Origin of the sequence: Nocardia sp. A7 (genome assembly GCF_046549215.1) — a bacterium.
Taxonomy (GTDB): domain Bacteria; phylum Actinomycetota; class Actinomycetes; order Mycobacteriales; family Mycobacteriaceae; genus Nocardia.
This window is the reverse complement of record NZ_JAJPWE010000002.1, coordinates 466,308-483,511: the sequence shown is the minus strand read 5'-3', so window position 1 is coordinate 483,511 and position 17,204 is coordinate 466,308. Positions and strand designations below refer to the sequence as shown.

Below are 17,204 nucleotides of genomic sequence, written 5' to 3'. Positions count from 1 at the left end.
TCGTCATTCCGCGAGCGGGTCGACCTGCACACGCTGCTTGCGACCGACCGTCGCCCGCATGACCGGTTCCACGATGCGGGCACCGATCGGGCCGATGATGGCCATCAGGAGCACATAGGTGGTGGCCAGAGCGGCGAATTCGTCGGGCACCGCACCCGCGGCCACCGCGAGTCCCGCGATGACGATCGAGAATTCGCCGCGCGCGATCAGGGCGGTACCCGCGCGGGCCCGGCCCAGCTGTGAGGCGCCGGCGCGTTTGGCCGCCCACCAGCCCGTGGCGATCTTGGTGGCCGTCGTGACCACCGCGAGCAGCACCGCCCAGCCAAGCACCGGCGGAATGCTCGCCGGATCGGTGCTCAAACCGAACAGCACGAAGAACATCGCCGCGAACAGATCGCGCAGCGGTTCGAGGATCTTGGTGGCGTCGTGCGCGGTGGAGTCGGAGATCGCGATGCCGAGCAGGAACGCGCCGACCGCCGCCGACACCTGCACCGCCGAGGCGATACCGGCCACCAGCAGTGCCGAACCGAGCAGCTTGAGCAGGAAGATCTCGCGATCCTCACTCGCCACGATCGCCGAGACGAACCTGCCGTAGCGCAAGGCGACGATGAGCACCAACGTCACCGCGACCAGCGCGATACCGACCGTCGTCATCCCCGCCACGAATCCGACACCGGCCAGTACCGCGGTGAGCACCGGCAGGTACACCGCCATCGCCAGGTCCTCGAACACCAGGATCGACAGGATCGTCGGCGTCTCCCGGTTGCCCAGTCGGCCGAGGTCGTTGAGCACCTTGGCGACGATCCCGGAGGAGGAGATGTAGGTGACGCCCGCCATCGCGATCGCGCCCGTCGGTCCGAGGCCGAGCATGAGCGCCACGATCACACCGGGTGTCGCGTTGAGCACCAGGTCGAGCAGACCCGCGGGCCAGGATTTGCGCATGCCGGTGACCAGCTCACCGGCGGTGTACTCCAAGCCGAGCAACAACAGCAGCAGCACGACGCCGATCTCGCTGGCGATGTGGATGAAATCGTCCACCTCGTGCAGTTCGATCAGGCCGCCCGTGCCGAAGACCAACCCGCCGAGCAGGTAGAGCGGGATGGGTGAGAGGCCGATGCGGGCCGCGATCCGCCCGAGCACACCCAACCCGAAGAACACAGCCCCCAGCTGGATCAAGGCCAGCGCGGTTCCACTCACTTGCACCGGCTCAGCCGTCGGTGAGGATCGAAGCGGCGGCGTCGAGCCCGGCGTTCGTGCCGACCACGACGACCATGTCGCCGGCGGCGAACACGAACTCCGGCCCGGGCGATGCCAGCACCTGGCCCGCCCGCAGGACCGCCACGATCGAGGCGCGGGTCCTGGTCCGCAGTTCGGTGTCGCCGAGAAGTCGTGACGCATACGGCGAGTTCGGCGGAATCAGCAACGACCGCGTGCTCACGCCGTCGAGGTCGCGATGTTCCTCACGCAATTGCGCGACCAACTGTGGTGCGCCGAGCAGACTCGCCAACGTGCGGGCCTCTACCGCCGACAGTGGAATCTGAACGGTCGAATCCGGATCGCCCACCTTGGTGAAAATCAGGTCGGTACCGCCGTCGCGGTGGTCGACGATTCCGATCCGGCGGTCGACCTTCGACAGTGAAAACTCTTTGCGGACACCGATTCCCGGCAGGGATGTCACTTCTACATTCATGGGATCACCTAACCTCAGCTAGGGATACCTTACCTGCCCTTTACCAACCGCATAGATTTGTCAGCCTGCTTCGAGCAGCCGTCCCGCCGCGTCGAGGCCCTCGTCGGTACCGATCACGACAACCAGATCACCGGGGATGAAGGTGAAGTCCGTTCCCGGTGACGGAGTCACCTCGCCCGCTCGCACCACCGCGACGACCGAGGCCTTGGTCCGGGTGCGCATTTCGGTGTCGCGCAACGGGCGACCGTCGAACGGGCTGCCGCGGTCGATCGCGAACTGCCTGGTCGACAGCTCCCCCGCACTGTGGGTCTCGCGGGTCTTCTGCACCACCTGCGGTGCGCCGAGTAATCCGGCCAGCACGCCGATCTCGGTGTCGGACAAGGGAATCGACGTGGTCGAGTCGTAGTCGCCCGCTCGCGAGACGACCAGGTCTACGGAGCCGTCGCGGTGTTCGATCACGCCGATCCGGCGGCGCGCCTCCGCCAGCGGAAAGTCCTTGCACACGCCGATTCCCGGTAAAGGCGTCACATCGATGTTCACGCCCTCACAGTACGACCAGATCCGAATAACACCACCCCTTACCCTGCGCACCACCGCACACCAGCCGAAATACCGACCGCACGAGGCTGTGGCTTGCGTATTCGGGCGAAGTTGTGTGTTGTTGAGCAGTGACCAACTCTTCCGGAGACGCGTATCCACTCACGGACACGATGACCACCACGACGGCGGTACACGACGGCGTCACGGTGCTGACGGTGACCGGCGAGGTCGACCTGGCGACCGCACCCGCGCTCGATGCCACCATCGAGGCCATCCTGGCCGAGAAACCGGCGACGCTGGTGATCGACCTGACCGCGGTCGGGTTCCTGGCGTCGGCGGGCATGGCGACATTGGTCGCCGCGCATCAGCGGGCAGGCGAGACCACCTCGATCGCGGTCGTGGCCGACGGACCCGCCACCAGTCGTCAGCTGAAGATGACGAGCCTGGACCAGGTGTTCGCCATGCACACCACCCTGGAGGCCGCGTTGGCGTCGTTCACGTCCTGACAGCGCGCGAACGCGCCGTCGTCCGGAGAATTCTCCGGGCGGCGGCGCGTTTGTCGTCGGTGGGTGTCAGCAGAGTGCGCGCAGCTGCTCGATCAGCTTGACGCGACCGGCGGCGTCCTCGGCGATCGGCGTGACGTTGAGCGTGGTGACGCCCGCCTCGGCCATCGCCGCGATGCGCTCCTTGACGAAGCTCTCCGGGCCGATCAGCGACACGTCGCGCACCAGCTCGTCGGGCACGGCCTGGTTGGCGGCCTGCTTGTCACCGGCCAGGTACAGCTCCTGGATGCGGTCGGCGGCCTCGCCGTAGCCGTACTTGGTGGCGAGGGTGTGATAGAAGTTCTTGCCCTTGGCGCCCATGCCGCCGATGTAGAGCGCCAGGTGCGGCTTCACGAACTCGAGCAGCCCGGTCACGTTCTCACCGATGGCAAGTGCCGGGCCTGCGAAGATGTCGAGCTCGCCCAGCGCGGGATCACGCTTGGCCTTGCCCGCGGCGAGCGCGTCGCCCCACACGTCGTTCGCCTTCTCCGGCAGGAAGAAGATCGGCTGCCAGCCGTTGGCGACCTCGGCGGCCAGCTCGACGTTCTTCGGTCCGAGCGCCGCCAGCAGCACCGGAATGTCTTCACGAACAGGGTGATTGATCAGCTTGAGCTCTTTGCCGAGGCCGGTGCCGCGCTCGGCGGGCAGCGGGATCTGGTAGTACTTGCCCTGGTAGTTGAGCTTCTCGCGCCGCCACACCTTGCGGCAGATCTCCAGGAGTTCGCGGGTGCGTCCGATCGGGGCGTCGTAGGGCACACCGTGGAAGCCCTCGATGACCTGCGGGCCGGAGGCGCCGATGCCGAGGATGAAACGGCCGTCGGAGACGTAGTCGAGGCCCGCCGCGGTCATCGCGGTGAGGCTGGGGGTCCGGGTGTAGAGCTGCAGGATGCCCGATGCCAGCTGCACCCGCTCGGTGCGGGCGGCCAGGAATCCCAGCGCGCTCACCGCGTCGAACGAGTACGCCTCCGGCACGAAGACGATGTCGAGGCCGGCGCGTTCCAGGTCGGCGACTTCGGCCGCCGTCTCCTTGAAACCGTCGGTGTAGTTGATGCTCAATCCGATCCGCATGCACCCAACATAGCCTCGGGCGACCCGCGCACCCCGACCGGTCGGTCTGTCGGCACAGGTGCTGGTCGAGCGGGGTGCGTGCCCGGGCACGCGGTAGCGTTGAGACTGATTCCACGCACTTCTCGCCGCATCGAAAGGCCACCCCGTCGTGTCGCAGCCCACCGTGTCGCCGCAGCAGATCGCCACCTCCTTCGGTTCGGTGACCTTGGAGCACTACCTGTCGGAGCTGGCCGCGAAGGTACCCGCTCCCGGTGGCGGCGCCGTGGCCGCGCTGCACGCCGCCCAGGCTGCCGCGCTGGTGGCGATGGTGGCGCGCTACACCACCCGCGCCAAGGACGCGCAGAACCGGCCGGTGATCGACCAGATCATCGTGGCCGCCGATGCCGCGCTGGCCAGATCCCTCGACCTCGCCGATGCCGACGCGGCCGCGTTCACTGCCGTCGGCGCGGCCTACAAGCTGCCAAAGGACACCGACGCCGAGCTCGCCGCCCGCACCGCGGCGATCAACACGGCGCTGGTCGAAGCCGCCCGCGTGCCCGCCGCCGTGGTCGACGAGGCCGACGAAATCCTCTCGCTGGCCGCCGAACTGCTGCCGATCGGCAACCCGAACGTGGTCACCGATATCGGTGCCGCCGCCGACGCCGCCCGCGCCGCGGCGATGAGCTCGCAGCTCAATATCGAGATCAATGTCGGCTCCCTGCCCGCCGACCTCGGCGACTCGTTCGCCGCCACCCTGCTGCGCGTGGACACCATCGCGGCCCGCGCCGACGCACTGCACGGCGACGTGCTGCACGCCGTGCGCGGCTGAGTCAGCGGTCCGCGGTGAGCACGATCTTGCCGCGCACCCGCCCGGATTCGCTGCGCCGATGCGCGGCGGCGAGTTCGGTGATCGGCAGGATTTCCGCGATATCGACGGTCAGCGCGCCCTGGTCGATCGCCGCCGCGAGCTCGTCGAGGGCGGCCGTCGTCGGGTCGACGTAGAGTCGGCGCACACGCGAATCCGGGTGTGTCGCCGGGCCTTCGGCCGCCACCACCTGGCCGGTGGCACTCAGGACGGTCAATGATCGATCCGTGTAGTCGCCGCCGATCAGATCCACCACCAGATCGACCTCGCGCACCGCGGTGGTGAAGTCGGTGGTCCGGTAATCGATCGGGACGGTGACGCCGAGTGCGCGGAGGAAGGCGTGGTTGCCGGTCCGCGCGGTGGCGGCGATCCGAGCGCCGCGCCACGCCGCGATCTGCACCGCCAGATGCCCGACTCCACCGGCCGCCGCGTGCACGAGGACTCGCTCGCCGGGACGCACCGAAGACAGTGCCTGCCAGGCGGTGACCCCGGCCACCGGAAGCGCGGCCGCGTGCACCGGGTCGATCGAGGCGGGGACGCGAGCCAATCGATTCTCCTGCGCCACCACGTATTCCGCGTTGGCCCCACCGAACACCATGCCGTACACCGCGTCTCCCGGCGCGAAGCGCGTCGCCTCGACACCCACCGCGGCGACGACCCCGGACACATCGAGCCCGAGCACGAGCGGCGGCTCACCCAGTTGCCGGATCAGCCCACTGCGTACCTTCCAGTCCGCGGCGTTGACGCTGGTCGCCACGACCCGCACCAACACCTCCCCCGGACCCGGCGTCGGCCGCGGCACCTCCGCACGCTCGAAGACGTCCGGTCCGCCGAATGATCTCTGCATCATCTGCCACATAACCGTCGAGTCTGCGCCGAGTAGTTTCCCAGCGGTAGTAGGTACCTTTCGGATACCGTGGTACCTCATGGATACCGTCGGTGAGCAGAGTTCGGTCGAAGCGTTCCTGCGCGACTGCCCCGCACGTCAACTGCTGTCGGTACTCGCCGACAAATGGGTCCTGCTGGTGCTCGGCAGCCTGCGGGAGGCGGGCGAGCCGGTGCGTTTCAACGAATTGCGCAGACGCCTGGACGGCATCACCCAGAAGGTGCTCACCCGAACGCTGCGCGACCTGGAACGTGACGGCCTGGTCCGGCGCGAGGTCTTCCCCACGATGCCGCCGCGGGTGGAGTACGGCATCACCGCGCTCGGGTCGGACCTGGGGCGGATCAGCCAGGCGATGGGCGCCTGGGTGGTCGAACACCATGCGGAGATCACCGCCGCCAGAGCCCGATTCGAGGCCGCCCACACCGCCGAACCGGCCCCACTGCCGCAACCGGGGCGCACAGCATCACCGGTCTCGAAGTGAAAACGTTTGATCAGGGGCGCGACCTGCGCGAAAGCAAGACGACACACCGTGGGACCCGGTGGCCGTTACCACTTCGATAGGTCGAGTTGATCATGTCGGCCTAGACTTGGATTCCGCCTACGAGTGAGTGAAGGGGTGGCGTTTATGAGGAGCGCATTTCGTTTCCTGTTCGTCGCGATCATGGCGGCTCTACTTGCCGCCTCCTGGTCGGGAGTCGCGTCCGCGGACCTGATGGGCGGCCAGCGCACCCAGTACGGCGGTGGCACCTACGCCGAAGCCGACCTGTCGAACCACACGTTCACCGTGCACCTGAACGGAGAGGTGCGCGTGATGCCCGCGTCGATGGGCAAGCCCGGTTTCGAGACGCCCACCGGCACCTTCAGCGTCTTGGAGAAGGACCGCTCGGTGGTGTTCGACTCGCGCACCATCGGCATCCCCCTGAACGATCCCGAGGGCTACATCATCGACGGTGAATACGCGGTGCGCCTGACCTGGGGTGGTGTCATGGTCCACTCCGCACCGTGGTCGGTGGACTCCCAGGGCAACGCCAACGTGAGCCACGGCTGCATCAACCTCGCACCCGACGACGCCGCCTGGTACTACGAAAATGTCGGCATCGGCGATCAGGTGTACATCCACTGGTAAACATTTCCCTCGTGGCATTCGGCGAACGCGCCGTCAGGGCAGTATCGTGCCCGTAACGAAATCGTTGCGGGACATACCCTGACGGCGACGAGCCTGATGAAGGTGGGGCGATGGATCGACCGGAAGCGCACAGACCGATCGGGTCTCGACAGCACGACCCGGGATCGGCCGGTGCACCGCTGGCGGCTGTCACCCCGATTCGGCGCTCGCGCGACCTCAGCGCGCCACGGCCCCGTCGACTGAGCGAGCAGCCGGTCAGCGGTGCGCGTCATCGCATCGAAGGCGGGCCGACGACACCGGCGGGCATTCCGGTCGTTCCCACGGCCGGAATTCGAGAGTTCGAGTACGACGGGGTCCTGTCAGCGGACGCTACCGTCACCGATCGGCTCCCGGTGGTCGGCGGAAAGTTTGATCCCGCCGCGCACCACGGCCTCGCGAACATCGCGCTCTCGATCGAGGACAACGGGCCCGACACCGATGAGCTGCCGATCATCTCCCCACCCCCCGCATGGGGGGCTCTCGAGCATTCGAGACCGCGCAACGACACCGCGGCGACCCGGCGTTCGCGCCACGCCTCCGAGGACCGAGGTGCGCACACCCCGCCCTCGCGCCCCACGCCGGACTTCTTCGGCGGCGCAGACACCTTCCCGCCACGCTTCGCGCCGGTCACCTTCGCAGCGGACGACCGCAACCAGGACGTCTACCCGCCGCGCCTCGCGCCCGATCATCGCGATACGGACTCCCTTTCGGCGCACTCCACACCCGGCCCTCGCGATGCGGCAAGCGATCCGTCGCGCCCCGCCCCCGACTACAACGGTGACGACGCGGTCTTCGCGCGGATGATCGACCGGTCCAAGCATCGGCGCGTGCCCCGCTGGGTCGCCCCGCTGGTCGCTTCGGTGGCCGGTGCCGTGCTACTCGGCGGCACCTACGTCCAATTGCGTGGGCCCGCACCGGCATCCACGGCCTCGAGCACCCCGCTCGTGCCGAGCTCGGTGAGTCCGGTGACGGCCGCGTGCCCCACCGAACAGCTCGGCACCATGGTGCGGGGCAACGGCGCGGGCGGCAACGAGTCCGGCATCGCGGCGATCCTGGCCTTCCAGCACGCCTATTACGTTGCGCGGTCCGGTGATCAGGCACGAACCCTCGTGGCACCCGATGCCGTGGTGCCCTCGGCGGCTGCCATCCAGGCCGGGATCGACTCCACTCCGGTCGGGACCACCCACTGTGTCGAGATCACCCCGGGCGCCTTCGCCGGTCAGTACCTGGTCAAGATCACCGCGTTCCGGCCGGATTCGGCGCCGAGCACCTACACACCGCAGCTGGTCGGCACCGCCGAGGTCGGCAACAAGACGCTGATCACCTCGTTCGGGGCGGCACCCCGCTAGACCCGCACCCCGATGGCGTCGGCGTGCTCGCGTTGACCCGAACAAGGCCCCTCGGTCGCATCGAGAACGGCGGCATCACCAGCTGGGCGGCCGCACGACTGGATCGCGAAAGGTGTTCAGGCGCGGGCTTTTTCGGCCGCGACGACCACATGGCGCATGAGTAGCGCAGTGGTCACCGGGCCGACACCACCGGGGACCGGGCTCAACGCCGCCGCCTTGCCGATGACCGATGCCGCGTCGACATCGCCGACGATGCCGCCGTCTTCGGCTTCGTTGGTGCCCACGTCGATCACGACCGCACCGTCACCGATGTGCTTGCCGGTGACCAGGCCGATCCGGCCCGCCGCGGCGACCACGATATCGGCGGGGGTGGTGACCGCGGCCAGGTCGGCCGTGCGCGAGTGCGCGACGGTGACGGTCGCGTTCTCGGCGAGCAGCAGCTGGGCGAGCGGCTTGCCGACGATATTGGAGCGCCCGACCACCGTGACGAGGCGGCCCTGCAGCGCGATGCGGTGATGCTTCAGCAACTCGACGACCGCTTCGGAGGTGGCGGGGACGAAACCGTCGAGACCGGAGGCGAGCAGACCCAGCGACAGCGGACTGACGCCGTCGACGTCCTTGGTCGCGGCGATCGCCGAACTCACGTCGTCGAGGTTCACGCCCGCGGGCAGTGGGGTCTGCAGCATGATCGCGTCGGTGGCGGGGTCGGCGCTGCGCGCGCTCAACTCGGCACGAATCGTCTCGGCACTCGCGTCGGCGCCGAGATCGATGCGCTCGCAGGCGATTCCGAGTCGCTCGGCGGCCTTGCGCAGGGAGTTCACGTACCAGGTGCTGGCCGGGTCGTCGTTGGCGACGATCAGCGCCAGCGTCGGCGCGGTGCCCGCGGCGGTGAGCGCGGCCGTGCGCTGTTTCGAGTCGGCGTTGATGGCGGCGGCGAGTTCCTTGCCGGTCAGCGAAGCGGTATCCACGGTGAGTCACCTTATCCGCCGCCGGGCCGAGGGCCTGTCGCCGGGCCGCGACGCGCGCAAGCTGGTCGGGGTCCACCGGAGCCCGAACGAGCGGTCGTAGGGTTTCGGCAGCTCTGCTCTGCCAGCACGTACCGAACCGTTCGCGCCGAAGGGATACGAGTTGTCGTGAAGATCTCGAGGCACTGGAAACACCTGGCCGCCGCTGTGCTGGCGACCGCCGCCCTCACGAGCACCACCGTCGGCCCCGCCGCCGCGGAAGCGGATGTGACCGCGCTCTACAACTCGGCACAGCGGCATTTCACCGACGGTGACGACGCCGCGGGGCGTGCCGACCTGCGCGCCCTCATCGCCGCCGATCCGCAGGATGCCGATGCGCTCGCGCTGCAGGCGATCTGGTCGCACTACGCGGGCGACCCGGCCGCCGTCGGCGACGCCCTGACTCGGCTCGGTGGGATCGACCCCGGCAAGGCGGCGGGTACCAACCACGTGCTGCACGCGGTGACCGCGGCCGCCGCCACCCTGCCCAACCCGCTGCCCGCACTCGTCGGTCCGCAGACCGGCATCGTGGTCCTCGGCTACGGCCTGTTGCCCGACGGCGCACTGCGACCGGAGCTGGAGAACCGGCTCACCGCGGCGTGGCTGCAGGCGATCGCCGCGCCGTTCTCCCCGGTGATCGTGACCGGCGGCAATCCGCAGAACGGCATCTCCGAGGCCGAGGCGATGCGGCGCTGGCTGGTCGGGCGTGGGCTGCCGGGTGATCGGATCCATGTGGAGGATCGGGCCGGATCGACCGTGCAGAACGCACTGTTCAGCACGCGACTGCTGCGTGATCTCGGTGCGACCAGCGCGGTGGTGGTGACCTCCCCGAACCACATTCGGCGCGCGGTCGCCGACTTCATCGTCGCGGGAACGACGGTGGTCGGTGCGATGACCTCGCTCGAACAGCTGGTCTCCCAGTTGCCACCGCCCGCCCGCAATGCCCAGCGCGGGATCTACCTCGACGCGACCCGCACCTTCGAACTGGCCAGTTCACGCTGAGTCGTCGCACCGCCGAGGATAATTCGATTGCGCGGTCGGGAACAATCAGCGCGTGAGTGGTTCCGGTTTTCCCGAAGTGGTTGTCACGTTGCGACGGGCAGGATGTGTGTTCGCCGAGGACGAGGCCACCCTGTTGATCGAGGCGGCGGCAGGCGATCCGCGGCGGCTGGACGCGCTGGTCGGCCGACGGGTATCGGGGACGCCGCTCGAATACCTGCTCGGCTGGGTGGAATTCCGTGGCCTGCGGGTCGGGGTGCGTCCGGGGGTTTTCGTGCCACGTCAGCGCACCGCTTTCCTGGTGGACCAGGCAGTCGACGGTGTCGCGCCGGGCACGACGCGGGCCTGCGTGGTCGACCTGTGTTGTGGCTGTGGCGCCCTCGGGCTGAGTGCGGCGGCCGAGCTCACCGCGCGGGGGTGCGACGTCGAGCTGGTGGCCGCTGATATCGACCCCGTCGCCGTCGCCTGCGCGCGCGAGAATCTGGCGCCGCTGTGCGCACCGGTGTTCGGCGGTGACCTGTTCGACGCGCTGCCGGTCGACCTGCGCGGGCGTATCGACATCTTGCTCGCGAACACGCCGTATGTGCCCAGTGCCCGCGTCGCGGACCTACCACCCGAGGCGCGCGAGCACGAGCCGCTCACCGCACTGGACGGTGGGCAGGACGGGCTCGACGTGTTCCGGCGGGTCGCCGAGGGGGCGGCCGCGTGGCTGGCGCCGGGCGGCACCGTGCTGGTGGAAACCGGGGCGGGGCAGATCGATACCGCGTGCGCGGTGCTCACCGCCCACGGTCTCCTACCCCGAGTGGCGGAGTCCGAGGAGCTCTACGCCACCGTTGTTCTCGGCACCCGGGATCCCGGCTGATCGAACTGCCGACACGACGGCGCCCCCGGCGAACGATCGCGTCCACGACCGGTCGACGAGGGCGCCCCGGAGCTACTTACGGCCGGTGAACTGATCCATCGAGTGGTACACGCCCACCGCGTTCAGGTACAGGTCGCGAACCTTGATCGGCAGCAGGCCGGTCAGTGCCCGGTTCATCCGTGAGGTCCACGGCATCACCACCAGCGCGCCGCCGTCCTTCATCTCCGACCACGACGTGTCGACGACCTCGTGCTGCTCGAGCATCGGCGTGAACAGAATGCCCTTCGCACCGTCGAACATGCCGGTGTTGATGTAGGTCGGGCAGACCGTGGTGACCTTCACGTGGTCGTGCCCCGCCTGCTCGAGCTCGAGACGCACCGAGTCCGACCAACCCAGCGCCGCCCACTTCGACCCCGCGTACACAGCCATGCGCGGGTTGGCGACCAGCGCGGCCGACGACGCGATATTGAGCACGCGCGCCTGGCCGGCACCGGCGACCATGCCCGGCAGGAACTCCAACGTGACGTACATCGGCGCCAGCGAGTTGATCGCCATCGTCTTGTCGATGTCGGCGCGGTTCTCGGTTTCCCAGAAGTAGGTGTTGCCGCGCACGATGCCCGCGTTGTTCACGAGGATGTCGATGCCGCCGACCTCCTTGCGCACCGCCTCGCCCGCCTCACGGATCGAGTCCTGCGACGACACGTCCACCGCGTAGTGATGCACCTTGCCGCCCGCGGCGGTCAGCTGCGCCGCCGTCTCACGCAGCGCCAACTCGTTGATATCCCACAGCACCACCGCGTCGGCGCCCTCGGCCACCGCCTTCTCCGCGAACAGCTTGCCCAGACCCATGGCTGCGCCGGTGATCAGTACCCGCTTGCCCGCGACCGTTTCCAACTTCATGTGCGCTACCTACCCTGCTCGTGTTCGGCTACTTCTGGCGCAGCGTCTTCATGACACCGAAAACCACCGTCATCGTCTTGGCCCACATCTGCTCGGACATGCCGGGCAGCGGCGCGATCGGCAGCAACCGCTGGACCGCGATGGTCTGGGTGTCGATGTACTTCAGCAGGCCTTCCGGACCGTGGCGACGACCCTGGCCGGAGATGCCGAGACCGCCGGACGGCGCGTCGACGCTGCCCCAGGCCGCGCTGAAACCCTCGTTCACGTTGACCGAACCGGCGTTGATCCGGGCGGCGATCTCCTTGCCGCGGTTCACGTCCCGGCTCCACACGCTGGCGTTGAGGCCGTAGGCGGTGTCGTTGGCGGCCTCGACGGCGGCGTCGTCGGAGTCGACCTTGTACACCGAGACGACCGGGCCGAAGGTCTCCTCGCGGTAGACCGTCATGCCGGGCGCCACATCGGCGAGCACGGTGGGCTCGTAGAAGTACGGGCCGAGATCGGGACGAGCGCGACCACCGGCGAGCACCTTGGCGCCCTTGGCGACGGCGTCGTCGACGTGGGTGGAAACGGTCTCGAGCTGGCGCGGGAAGGTCAGCGACCCCATGTCCCTGCTGTAGTCGAGCTCGCCGCCGAGCGACATGTTCTTGACATTGCCCACGAATTCCGCGACGAACTGGTCGTAGACCGAGGCATCGACGTAGATGCGTTCCATCGACTCGCACAGCTGGCCTGCCGACGAGAAGCACGCGCGCACAGCCAGTTTCGCGGCCTTGGAGACATCGGCGTCGGCCAGCACGAGCAGCGGGTTCTTGCCACCGAGCTCGAGGGAGTACCCGATGAGGCGCTCACCGGCCTGCTGGGCGATGGTCCGGCCGGTAGCGCTCGAACCGGTGTAGTCGACGTAGTCGGCGCGCGCGATCACCTCGCCACCGATCTCGCGACCGCGGCCGAGCACGGCCTGCCACAGACCGCGCGGCAGCCCCGCGCGCTCGGCGGCGTCGATGGCCCACAGTGCGGTGAGCGCGGTCTGGTTGTCGGGGCGCGCGACGACCGCGTTGCCCGCGAGCAGGGCGGGCAACGCGTCGGAGGCCGCCAGGGCGAGGGGGTAGTTCCACGGCGAGATGACCGCGACGACACCCTTGGGCCGGTTGCGCACCTCGACCGAGGTGAGCACCGGCAGCACGCCGCGCGGCTTGCGATCGGCGAGCAGTTTGGGTGCGACGGTGGCGTAGTAGCGCGCGTTCAGCGCGACGTCGGCGATCTCGTCGAAGGCGTGCGGCCGGGACTTGCCGGTCTCGGTCTGCACGATGTCGAGGATGGTGTCCTGCTCGGCGAGCACGATGTCGTGGAAGCGGCGCACGATCTCGGCGCGCTGCTTCACCGGGATCTTCGCCCAGTCGCGCTGTGCGTGCCGGGCTACCGCGAAGGCGCGGTCGATATCGGCTACCGAGGACTGCGGCAGGTCACCGATCTTGTGCCCGGTGGCCGGGGCGAAGATCTCGACCGACGGCGCGCCACCGGCGACTCCGCGCTCGAACAGGGGCTTGACCAGCGCGGCGGGCAGCGCGGTTGGTTCGGCGGTCAGCTCGGGGGCTGTCGTCATTGTCGGCCCTTCTCCTCAACAGATGGGTCACGCGGATGAGTCGCGCACGTTCAGGTTATTTACTGAACACTAGTGTTAGATTAATGCCAGCGCCCTGGTTCGTGTCAAGCTTTCAGTGCGCGATGACCGGCGGTGAGGGAGGTGCGATGACCGAGGAATCGACCGCGGTGCGTCGTGGGCGCCCGCCGCAGACACAGGAGCAGGCCGAGGAGGTCCGCGCGCGGATCGTCGAGGCGACTGCCGCGGTGTTCGCGCGCAACGGGTCGCGCGGGATGAGTGTCGCCCAGATCATCGAAGAGGCCGGGCTGGCCAGACCCACTTTCTACCGTTATTTCGGCAATGCGTCCGAGCCGCTGCACGCGGTGCTCGACGCGTCCAACGACGGCCTCGTCGGCGGGATCCGCGAAGCGCTCGCCGGCACCGACGAGCCGGTACAGCTGGGTATCCGGCTGATCGACGCGTATGTGGACTGGGCGCGCGGCCACGGTCCGATGCTGCGGCCGCTGTTCGCCGAACTGCACGATCCCCGCTCGGTCGTCTCGGCCTACCGCGAACGCGCGCTCGACGACATCCGCGATCTGGTGCGCAAGACGTTCGACGAACTCGGCCGGCCGGTGCCCGCACCGCTCGACCTGGACGCGGCGCTGCACGTGTGCGAGTACGTCGTCTACCGGCTCACCGCGGACAGTGAGCCGGGCAGCGATCCCGATCCGGCGCTGGCGTCCGAGGCCAGGGTGACCATGATCCGGGTCCTGCTGGTCACCCTGGGCACTCGCGACGATCTCGCCTACGCGATGGAACTACCCGGCCTGTTCCCTGACCCGTAGCGCCTCGGGTCCCTCGGTGGCGCGACCTGCCGTGACCAGGGCGATCGAGAGCAGCGCCGCACCGGCCCAGCCCGCGACGCCGAGTCGCTCGTCCAGCAGCAGCACCGCCAGCAGGGTCCCGGTGAGCGGTTCGAGCAACGCCAACAGTGCTCCGGTGCCCGCACCCGCTGCGGTGAGGCCACGGAAATAGAGCGTGTAGGCGATGGCCGTCGGGAACAGTCCGAGGGCGAGAACTCCCAGCACGCCGTTCGTGGTCGTGTCGATCGTGGTGGTGGTGACGGTCGCCGGGACTGCGAGGAGAAGCGCGCCCGCGGTGAACCCGATCCCGGTGCTGGTGACGGGATCGAGGCCGCGGACCGGGACTGCGGCGATCACCGTGAGTACGGCGAAGGCGCCGGCCGCGGCCATTGCCAGCGCCGCGCCGACGAGAACCCGCGACCCGCCCGCGCCGGGGGCGCCGACGAGCAGCGCGAGGCCGATGAGCGCGAGGGCGATGCCGCGCGCACGGGTGCGGTCGAGGGCCCGCCTGCCGACGAGGTGTTCGATCACGGCGACGATGACCGGGGACATACCGATGGTGATCAGCGTCGCCAGGCTCACCGAGGACAGGGCGACCGCGCCGAAATAGCAGCCCTGGAACACCGGCGCCAAAACGGCGACCGCGCCGATGCGCCGCCAGGCGGGCGCGCCGCGCGGGATCGCTCTGCGGGTGAGGACGCACAGTCCGACCAGCAGTGATCCGCCGACGGCCAGGCGCACGGCGGCGACCGCCACCGGCGAGAGCTGGGTCGAGCGTTGGACGAGGGTGCCGAGTAGGCCGCCGGTCCCCCAGAGGATTCCGGCGATGACGAGATCAGCGGTGCCCATGCGGGTGGACAGCGAAAAAGACATGGGTGTGCTCCTGCGACAGAAGGTGAGGGGGTCGCGAGAAGCGAGGTGCTGGACTACATGCCGAAACCACGAGCGGCCTGATCGGCCGGTGCGCGCCTCTTCAGGCGCGGCGGGGCACCTCGCTCAGGAAGCGGGGGGCGGGGTGGAACGGAAGCACTCGTGCACGCCGCGAGTGTACTCCACACAGGATCTCCACATTTGGCGACGCAACCCTCCACACCCGCTCGCTAGGGTCGCACCATGGAACTCAGTGGGGGCGGGACAGGACAGGCGGCACGCCGGATCCTGGTGGTCGATGACGAGGTGACGATCGCCGAATCCGTGGCAGCCCGGTTGCGGGCCGAAGGGTTCACCGTCGACCTGGCACACGACGGGCCCGCCGCGGTGGCGGCGGCCCTCGCGGGAGAACCCGATCTGGTCGTGCTCGACGTCATGTTGCCGGGGTTCGACGGTCTGGAGGTGTGCCGTCGCATTCAAGCCGAACGCCCTGTGCCGGTGCTGATGCTCACCGCGCGTACCGACGAGACCGACCAGCTCATCGGGCTCGGTGTCGGCGCCGACGACTATCTCACCAAGCCGTTCTCGATGCGGGTGCTCGCCGCCCGCGTGCACGCCCTGTTGCGGCGCGTGGACCGGGCCGCCGAGCGCGGCGACACCAGCATCGTCGTCGGAGATCTGCGGATAGATCTCGCCGAGCGGCGGGTATGGCGCGGTGACACCGAAGCACGGCTCACCCCACTGGAATTCGACCTGCTGACCCGGCTCGCGCAACGTCCGCGGGCGGTGCTGGCCAGGGAGCGGCTGCTCGAAGACATCTGGGACTGGTCCGACGCGGCGGGGACGCGCGCGGTGGATTCGCATGTGAAAGCGTTGCGGCGCAAGCTCGGTGCCGATCTCATCCGCACCGTGCACGGTGTCGGGTACGCCCTGGACGCGCGATGACAGAGCGCGCCGTAGCATTGATGGATCGCATCGCCGATGTGCTGCCACGGCCGCTGGACCGATTGCGCTCGATCAAGCTCAAGCTGGCCGTGTTGATGTTGTGTTCGGGCGGTGTCGCGTTCGGATACTTCCGATTGCAGATCGGCTGGTTGCCGCCACGAACCACGGTGGCCGCGTTCGGGATCGCGTTGCTCACCTCCCAGTTCCTCGCACACGGGATCACCCGTCCGCTGCGTCAGATGACCGCGGCGGCACGGCAGATGGCGCAGGGCGACTACAGCTTTCGCGTGCGAGCCTCCTCGCGTGACGAAGTGGGGCAGCTCGCGACCGCGTTCAATCAGATGGCCGCCGACCTCGCCGCCGCCGACCGGCAACGTCGCGACCTCATCGCCAATGTGTCCCACGAACTGCGCACGCCGGTGACCGCGCTGCACGCCGTGCTGGAAAACCTGGTCGACGGGGTGAGCGAACCCGATCCGGCGACGCTGCGCACCGCGCTGGCCCAGACCGAGCGCCTCGGTCTGCTCGTGTCCGAACTGCTCGACCTGTCCAGCATCGAAGCGGGCGCGTTCACACTGGATCGCGAACGCCTGCCGCTGGCACCACTGTTGGCCGAGGCGATCGCCGAAGCCGAGGTGATGACCGCCGCGCTCGGCCGTGGGGTCCGGTTCACCACCTCGATCGACCCTGCCGACGGATGCGTGTTCGCCGACCGCGCCCGGCTGCACCAGGTGCTGTTCAACCTCCTCGACAACGCCGCCAGGCACGGCCCGTCCGGTGGCGAGGTCCGCGTCTCGGCGTCGAGCCGTCCCGAGGGCACAGTGCTCGAGATCCAGGACGACGGCCCCGGCATCCCCGAAGCCGAGCGGGCCACCGTCTTCGACCGCTTCACCCGCGGGGTACGCACCGACGGCGGCGGCACCGGCCTCGGCCTCGCCATCGCCCGCTGGGTGATCGACCTGCACGGCGGCACCATCGCCGTCGCCGACCCCGGCTCCCGCATTCGCGTCGTCCTCCCCACGGACTGACACCGACATCCCATTCCACTCTCCCGGCCCTTCGGTGCCGGGATGCCTTCGCACACCTCCAGGA

At 68.9% G+C, this 17,204-nt stretch carries 18 protein-coding genes and 1 pseudogene; 10 read left to right on the top strand and 9 right to left on the bottom strand.

From position 1 onward, the window contains the following. Positions 1 to 3: 3 nt before the first annotated feature. From ACLJPD_RS13675 to ACLJPD_RS13665, 3 genes are read right to left on the bottom strand one after another with little or no spacing between them, the layout of a single operon-like run. Complete coding sequence (locus ACLJPD_RS13675) at positions 4 to 1,197, bottom strand: cation:proton antiporter (protein ID WP_410873404.1); 1,194 nt, start codon at positions 1,195 to 1,197, stop codon at positions 4 to 6. A gap of 10 nt (positions 1,198 to 1,207) precedes the next feature. Further along, on the bottom strand, positions 1,208 to 1,690 hold the full coding sequence (locus ACLJPD_RS13670; RefSeq protein ID WP_410872452.1) for a cation:proton antiporter regulatory subunit: 483 nt from the start codon (positions 1,688 to 1,690) through the stop codon (positions 1,208 to 1,210). A 60-nt stretch (positions 1,691 to 1,750) separates the two neighbouring features. Continuing rightward, entirely contained in the window at positions 1,751 to 2,230 is a 480-nt protein-coding gene (locus ACLJPD_RS13665) for a cation:proton antiporter regulatory subunit (protein WP_410872451.1), read from the bottom strand. Between the two features lie 170 nt (positions 2,231 to 2,400). On the opposite strand from ACLJPD_RS13665, the gene ACLJPD_RS13660 reads away from it, so the two are divergent. After that, positions 2,401 to 2,736 (top strand): STAS domain-containing protein, encoded by a 336-nt coding sequence (locus tag ACLJPD_RS13660; RefSeq protein ID WP_410872450.1) that lies wholly within the window; start codon positions 2,401 to 2,403, stop codon positions 2,734 to 2,736. Positions 2,737 to 2,802: 66 nt separating this feature from the next. Here ACLJPD_RS13660 and ACLJPD_RS13655 read toward each other — a convergent pair whose 3' ends face one another. Continuing rightward, entirely contained in the window at positions 2,803 to 3,840 is a 1,038-nt protein-coding gene (locus ACLJPD_RS13655; protein ID WP_410872449.1) for an LLM class F420-dependent oxidoreductase, read from the bottom strand. A gap of 148 nt (positions 3,841 to 3,988) precedes the next feature. Here ACLJPD_RS13655 and ACLJPD_RS13650 point away from each other — a divergent pair, with 148 nt between their 5' ends. After that, positions 3,989 to 4,648, top strand: coding sequence for a cyclodeaminase/cyclohydrolase family protein (locus tag ACLJPD_RS13650; protein ID WP_410872448.1), 660 nt, complete (start codon positions 3,989 to 3,991; stop codon positions 4,646 to 4,648). Position 4,649: 1 nt separating this feature from the next. Here the strand turns inward: ACLJPD_RS13650 and ACLJPD_RS13645 are convergent, their stop codons facing one another. Then, positions 4,650 to 5,534, bottom strand: a complete 885-nt coding sequence (locus ACLJPD_RS13645; protein WP_410872447.1) for an NADP-dependent oxidoreductase — start codon at positions 5,532 to 5,534, stop codon at positions 4,650 to 4,652. Positions 5,535 to 5,610: 76 nt separating this feature from the next. Here ACLJPD_RS13645 and ACLJPD_RS13640 point away from each other — a divergent pair, with 76 nt between their 5' ends. From ACLJPD_RS13640 to ACLJPD_RS13630, 3 genes and pseudogenes are all read left to right on the top strand, one after another. Next, positions 5,611 to 6,051, top strand: coding sequence for a winged helix-turn-helix transcriptional regulator (locus ACLJPD_RS13640; RefSeq protein WP_410872446.1), 441 nt, complete (start codon positions 5,611 to 5,613; stop codon positions 6,049 to 6,051). Positions 6,052 to 6,312: 261 nt separating this feature from the next. After that, a pseudogene (locus ACLJPD_RS13635) lies at positions 6,313 to 6,696 on the top strand (L,D-transpeptidase); the annotation flags it as partial. Between the two features lie 110 nt (positions 6,697 to 6,806). Next, a complete protein-coding gene (locus ACLJPD_RS13630; RefSeq protein ID WP_410872445.1) occupies positions 6,807 to 8,084 on the top strand; it encodes a hypothetical protein in 1,278 nt (425 codons plus the stop codon). A 116-nt stretch (positions 8,085 to 8,200) separates the two neighbouring features. Here ACLJPD_RS13630 and ACLJPD_RS13625 read toward each other — a convergent pair whose 3' ends face one another. Then, positions 8,201 to 9,052 carry a bifunctional 5,10-methylenetetrahydrofolate dehydrogenase/5,10-methenyltetrahydrofolate cyclohydrolase gene (locus ACLJPD_RS13625; RefSeq protein ID WP_410872444.1) on the bottom strand — a complete coding sequence of 284 codons (852 nt, stop codon included), beginning with the start codon at positions 9,050 to 9,052 and terminating at the stop codon, positions 8,201 to 8,203. 165 nt (positions 9,053 to 9,217) lie between these two features. Here ACLJPD_RS13625 and ACLJPD_RS13620 point away from each other — a divergent pair, with 165 nt between their 5' ends. Then, the gene (locus tag ACLJPD_RS13620; RefSeq protein ID WP_410872443.1) at positions 9,218 to 10,090 is read left to right on the top strand and encodes a YdcF family protein; all 873 of its coding nucleotides are present in this window, start codon (positions 9,218 to 9,220) and stop codon (positions 10,088 to 10,090) included. Between the two features lie 52 nt (positions 10,091 to 10,142). Then, positions 10,143 to 10,949 carry a putative protein N(5)-glutamine methyltransferase gene (locus ACLJPD_RS13615; RefSeq protein WP_410872442.1) on the top strand — a complete coding sequence of 269 codons (807 nt, stop codon included), beginning with the start codon at positions 10,143 to 10,145 and terminating at the stop codon, positions 10,947 to 10,949. Between the two features lie 72 nt (positions 10,950 to 11,021). Here the strand turns inward: ACLJPD_RS13615 and ACLJPD_RS13610 are convergent, their stop codons facing one another. Next, the gene (locus ACLJPD_RS13610) at positions 11,022 to 11,849 is read right to left on the bottom strand and encodes an SDR family NAD(P)-dependent oxidoreductase (protein WP_410872441.1); all 828 of its coding nucleotides are present in this window, start codon (positions 11,847 to 11,849) and stop codon (positions 11,022 to 11,024) included. Between the two features lie 28 nt (positions 11,850 to 11,877). Then, a complete protein-coding gene (locus tag ACLJPD_RS13605) occupies positions 11,878 to 13,452 on the bottom strand; it encodes a succinic semialdehyde dehydrogenase (RefSeq protein ID WP_410872440.1) in 1,575 nt (524 codons plus the stop codon). Between the two features lie 146 nt (positions 13,453 to 13,598). On the opposite strand from ACLJPD_RS13605, the gene ACLJPD_RS13600 reads away from it, so the two are divergent. Next, a complete protein-coding gene (locus tag ACLJPD_RS13600) occupies positions 13,599 to 14,279 on the top strand; it encodes a TetR/AcrR family transcriptional regulator (RefSeq protein ID WP_410872439.1) in 681 nt (226 codons plus the stop codon). On the opposite strand, the gene ACLJPD_RS13595 is transcribed toward ACLJPD_RS13600, so the two are convergent. Beyond that, a complete protein-coding gene (locus ACLJPD_RS13595; RefSeq protein WP_410872438.1) occupies positions 14,253 to 15,170 on the bottom strand; it encodes a DMT family transporter in 918 nt (305 codons plus the stop codon). The genes ACLJPD_RS13600 and ACLJPD_RS13595 overlap by 27 nt on opposite strands. 240 nt (positions 15,171 to 15,410) lie before the next feature. Here ACLJPD_RS13595 and ACLJPD_RS13590 point away from each other — a divergent pair, with 240 nt between their 5' ends. Continuing rightward, positions 15,411 to 16,112, top strand: a complete 702-nt coding sequence (locus ACLJPD_RS13590) for a response regulator (RefSeq protein WP_410872437.1) — start codon at positions 15,411 to 15,413, stop codon at positions 16,110 to 16,112. A 20-nt stretch (positions 16,113 to 16,132) separates the two neighbouring features. Continuing rightward, a complete protein-coding gene (locus ACLJPD_RS13585; protein WP_410873403.1) occupies positions 16,133 to 17,140 on the top strand; it encodes an ATP-binding protein in 1,008 nt (335 codons plus the stop codon). Positions 17,141 to 17,204 lie beyond the last annotated feature (64 nt).

Excerpts from the sequence above, each read along its gene's own strand:
- ACLJPD_RS13670 (WP_410872452.1), bottom strand. The coding sequence starts at position 1,690 with ATGAATGTAGAAGTGACATCCCTGCCGGGAATCGGTGTCCGCAAAGAG.
- ACLJPD_RS13660 (WP_410872450.1), top strand. The coding sequence starts at position 2,401 with ATGACCACCACGACGGCGGTACACGACGGCGTCACGGTGCTGACGGTG.
- ACLJPD_RS13655 (WP_410872449.1), bottom strand. The coding sequence starts at position 3,840 with ATGCGGATCGGATTGAGCATCAACTACACCGACGGTTTCAAGGAGACG.
- ACLJPD_RS13645 (WP_410872447.1), bottom strand. The coding sequence starts at position 5,534 with ATGATGCAGAGATCATTCGGCGGACCGGACGTCTTCGAGCGTGCGGAG.
- ACLJPD_RS13640 (WP_410872446.1), top strand. The coding sequence starts at position 5,611 with ATGGATACCGTCGGTGAGCAGAGTTCGGTCGAAGCGTTCCTGCGCGAC.
- ACLJPD_RS13630 (WP_410872445.1), top strand. The coding sequence starts at position 6,807 with ATGGATCGACCGGAAGCGCACAGACCGATCGGGTCTCGACAGCACGAC.
- ACLJPD_RS13610 (WP_410872441.1), bottom strand. The coding sequence starts at position 11,849 with ATGAAGTTGGAAACGGTCGCGGGCAAGCGGGTACTGATCACCGGCGCA.
- ACLJPD_RS13605 (WP_410872440.1), bottom strand. The coding sequence starts at position 13,452 with ATGACGACAGCCCCCGAGCTGACCGCCGAACCAACCGCGCTGCCCGCC.
- ACLJPD_RS13600 (WP_410872439.1), top strand. The coding sequence starts at position 13,599 with ATGACCGAGGAATCGACCGCGGTGCGTCGTGGGCGCCCGCCGCAGACA.
- ACLJPD_RS13595 (WP_410872438.1), bottom strand. The coding sequence starts at position 15,170 with ATGTCTTTTTCGCTGTCCACCCGCATGGGCACCGCTGATCTCGTCATC.
- ACLJPD_RS13590 (WP_410872437.1), top strand. The coding sequence starts at position 15,411 with ATGGAACTCAGTGGGGGCGGGACAGGACAGGCGGCACGCCGGATCCTG.
- ACLJPD_RS13585 (WP_410873403.1), top strand. The coding sequence starts at position 16,133 with ATGGATCGCATCGCCGATGTGCTGCCACGGCCGCTGGACCGATTGCGC.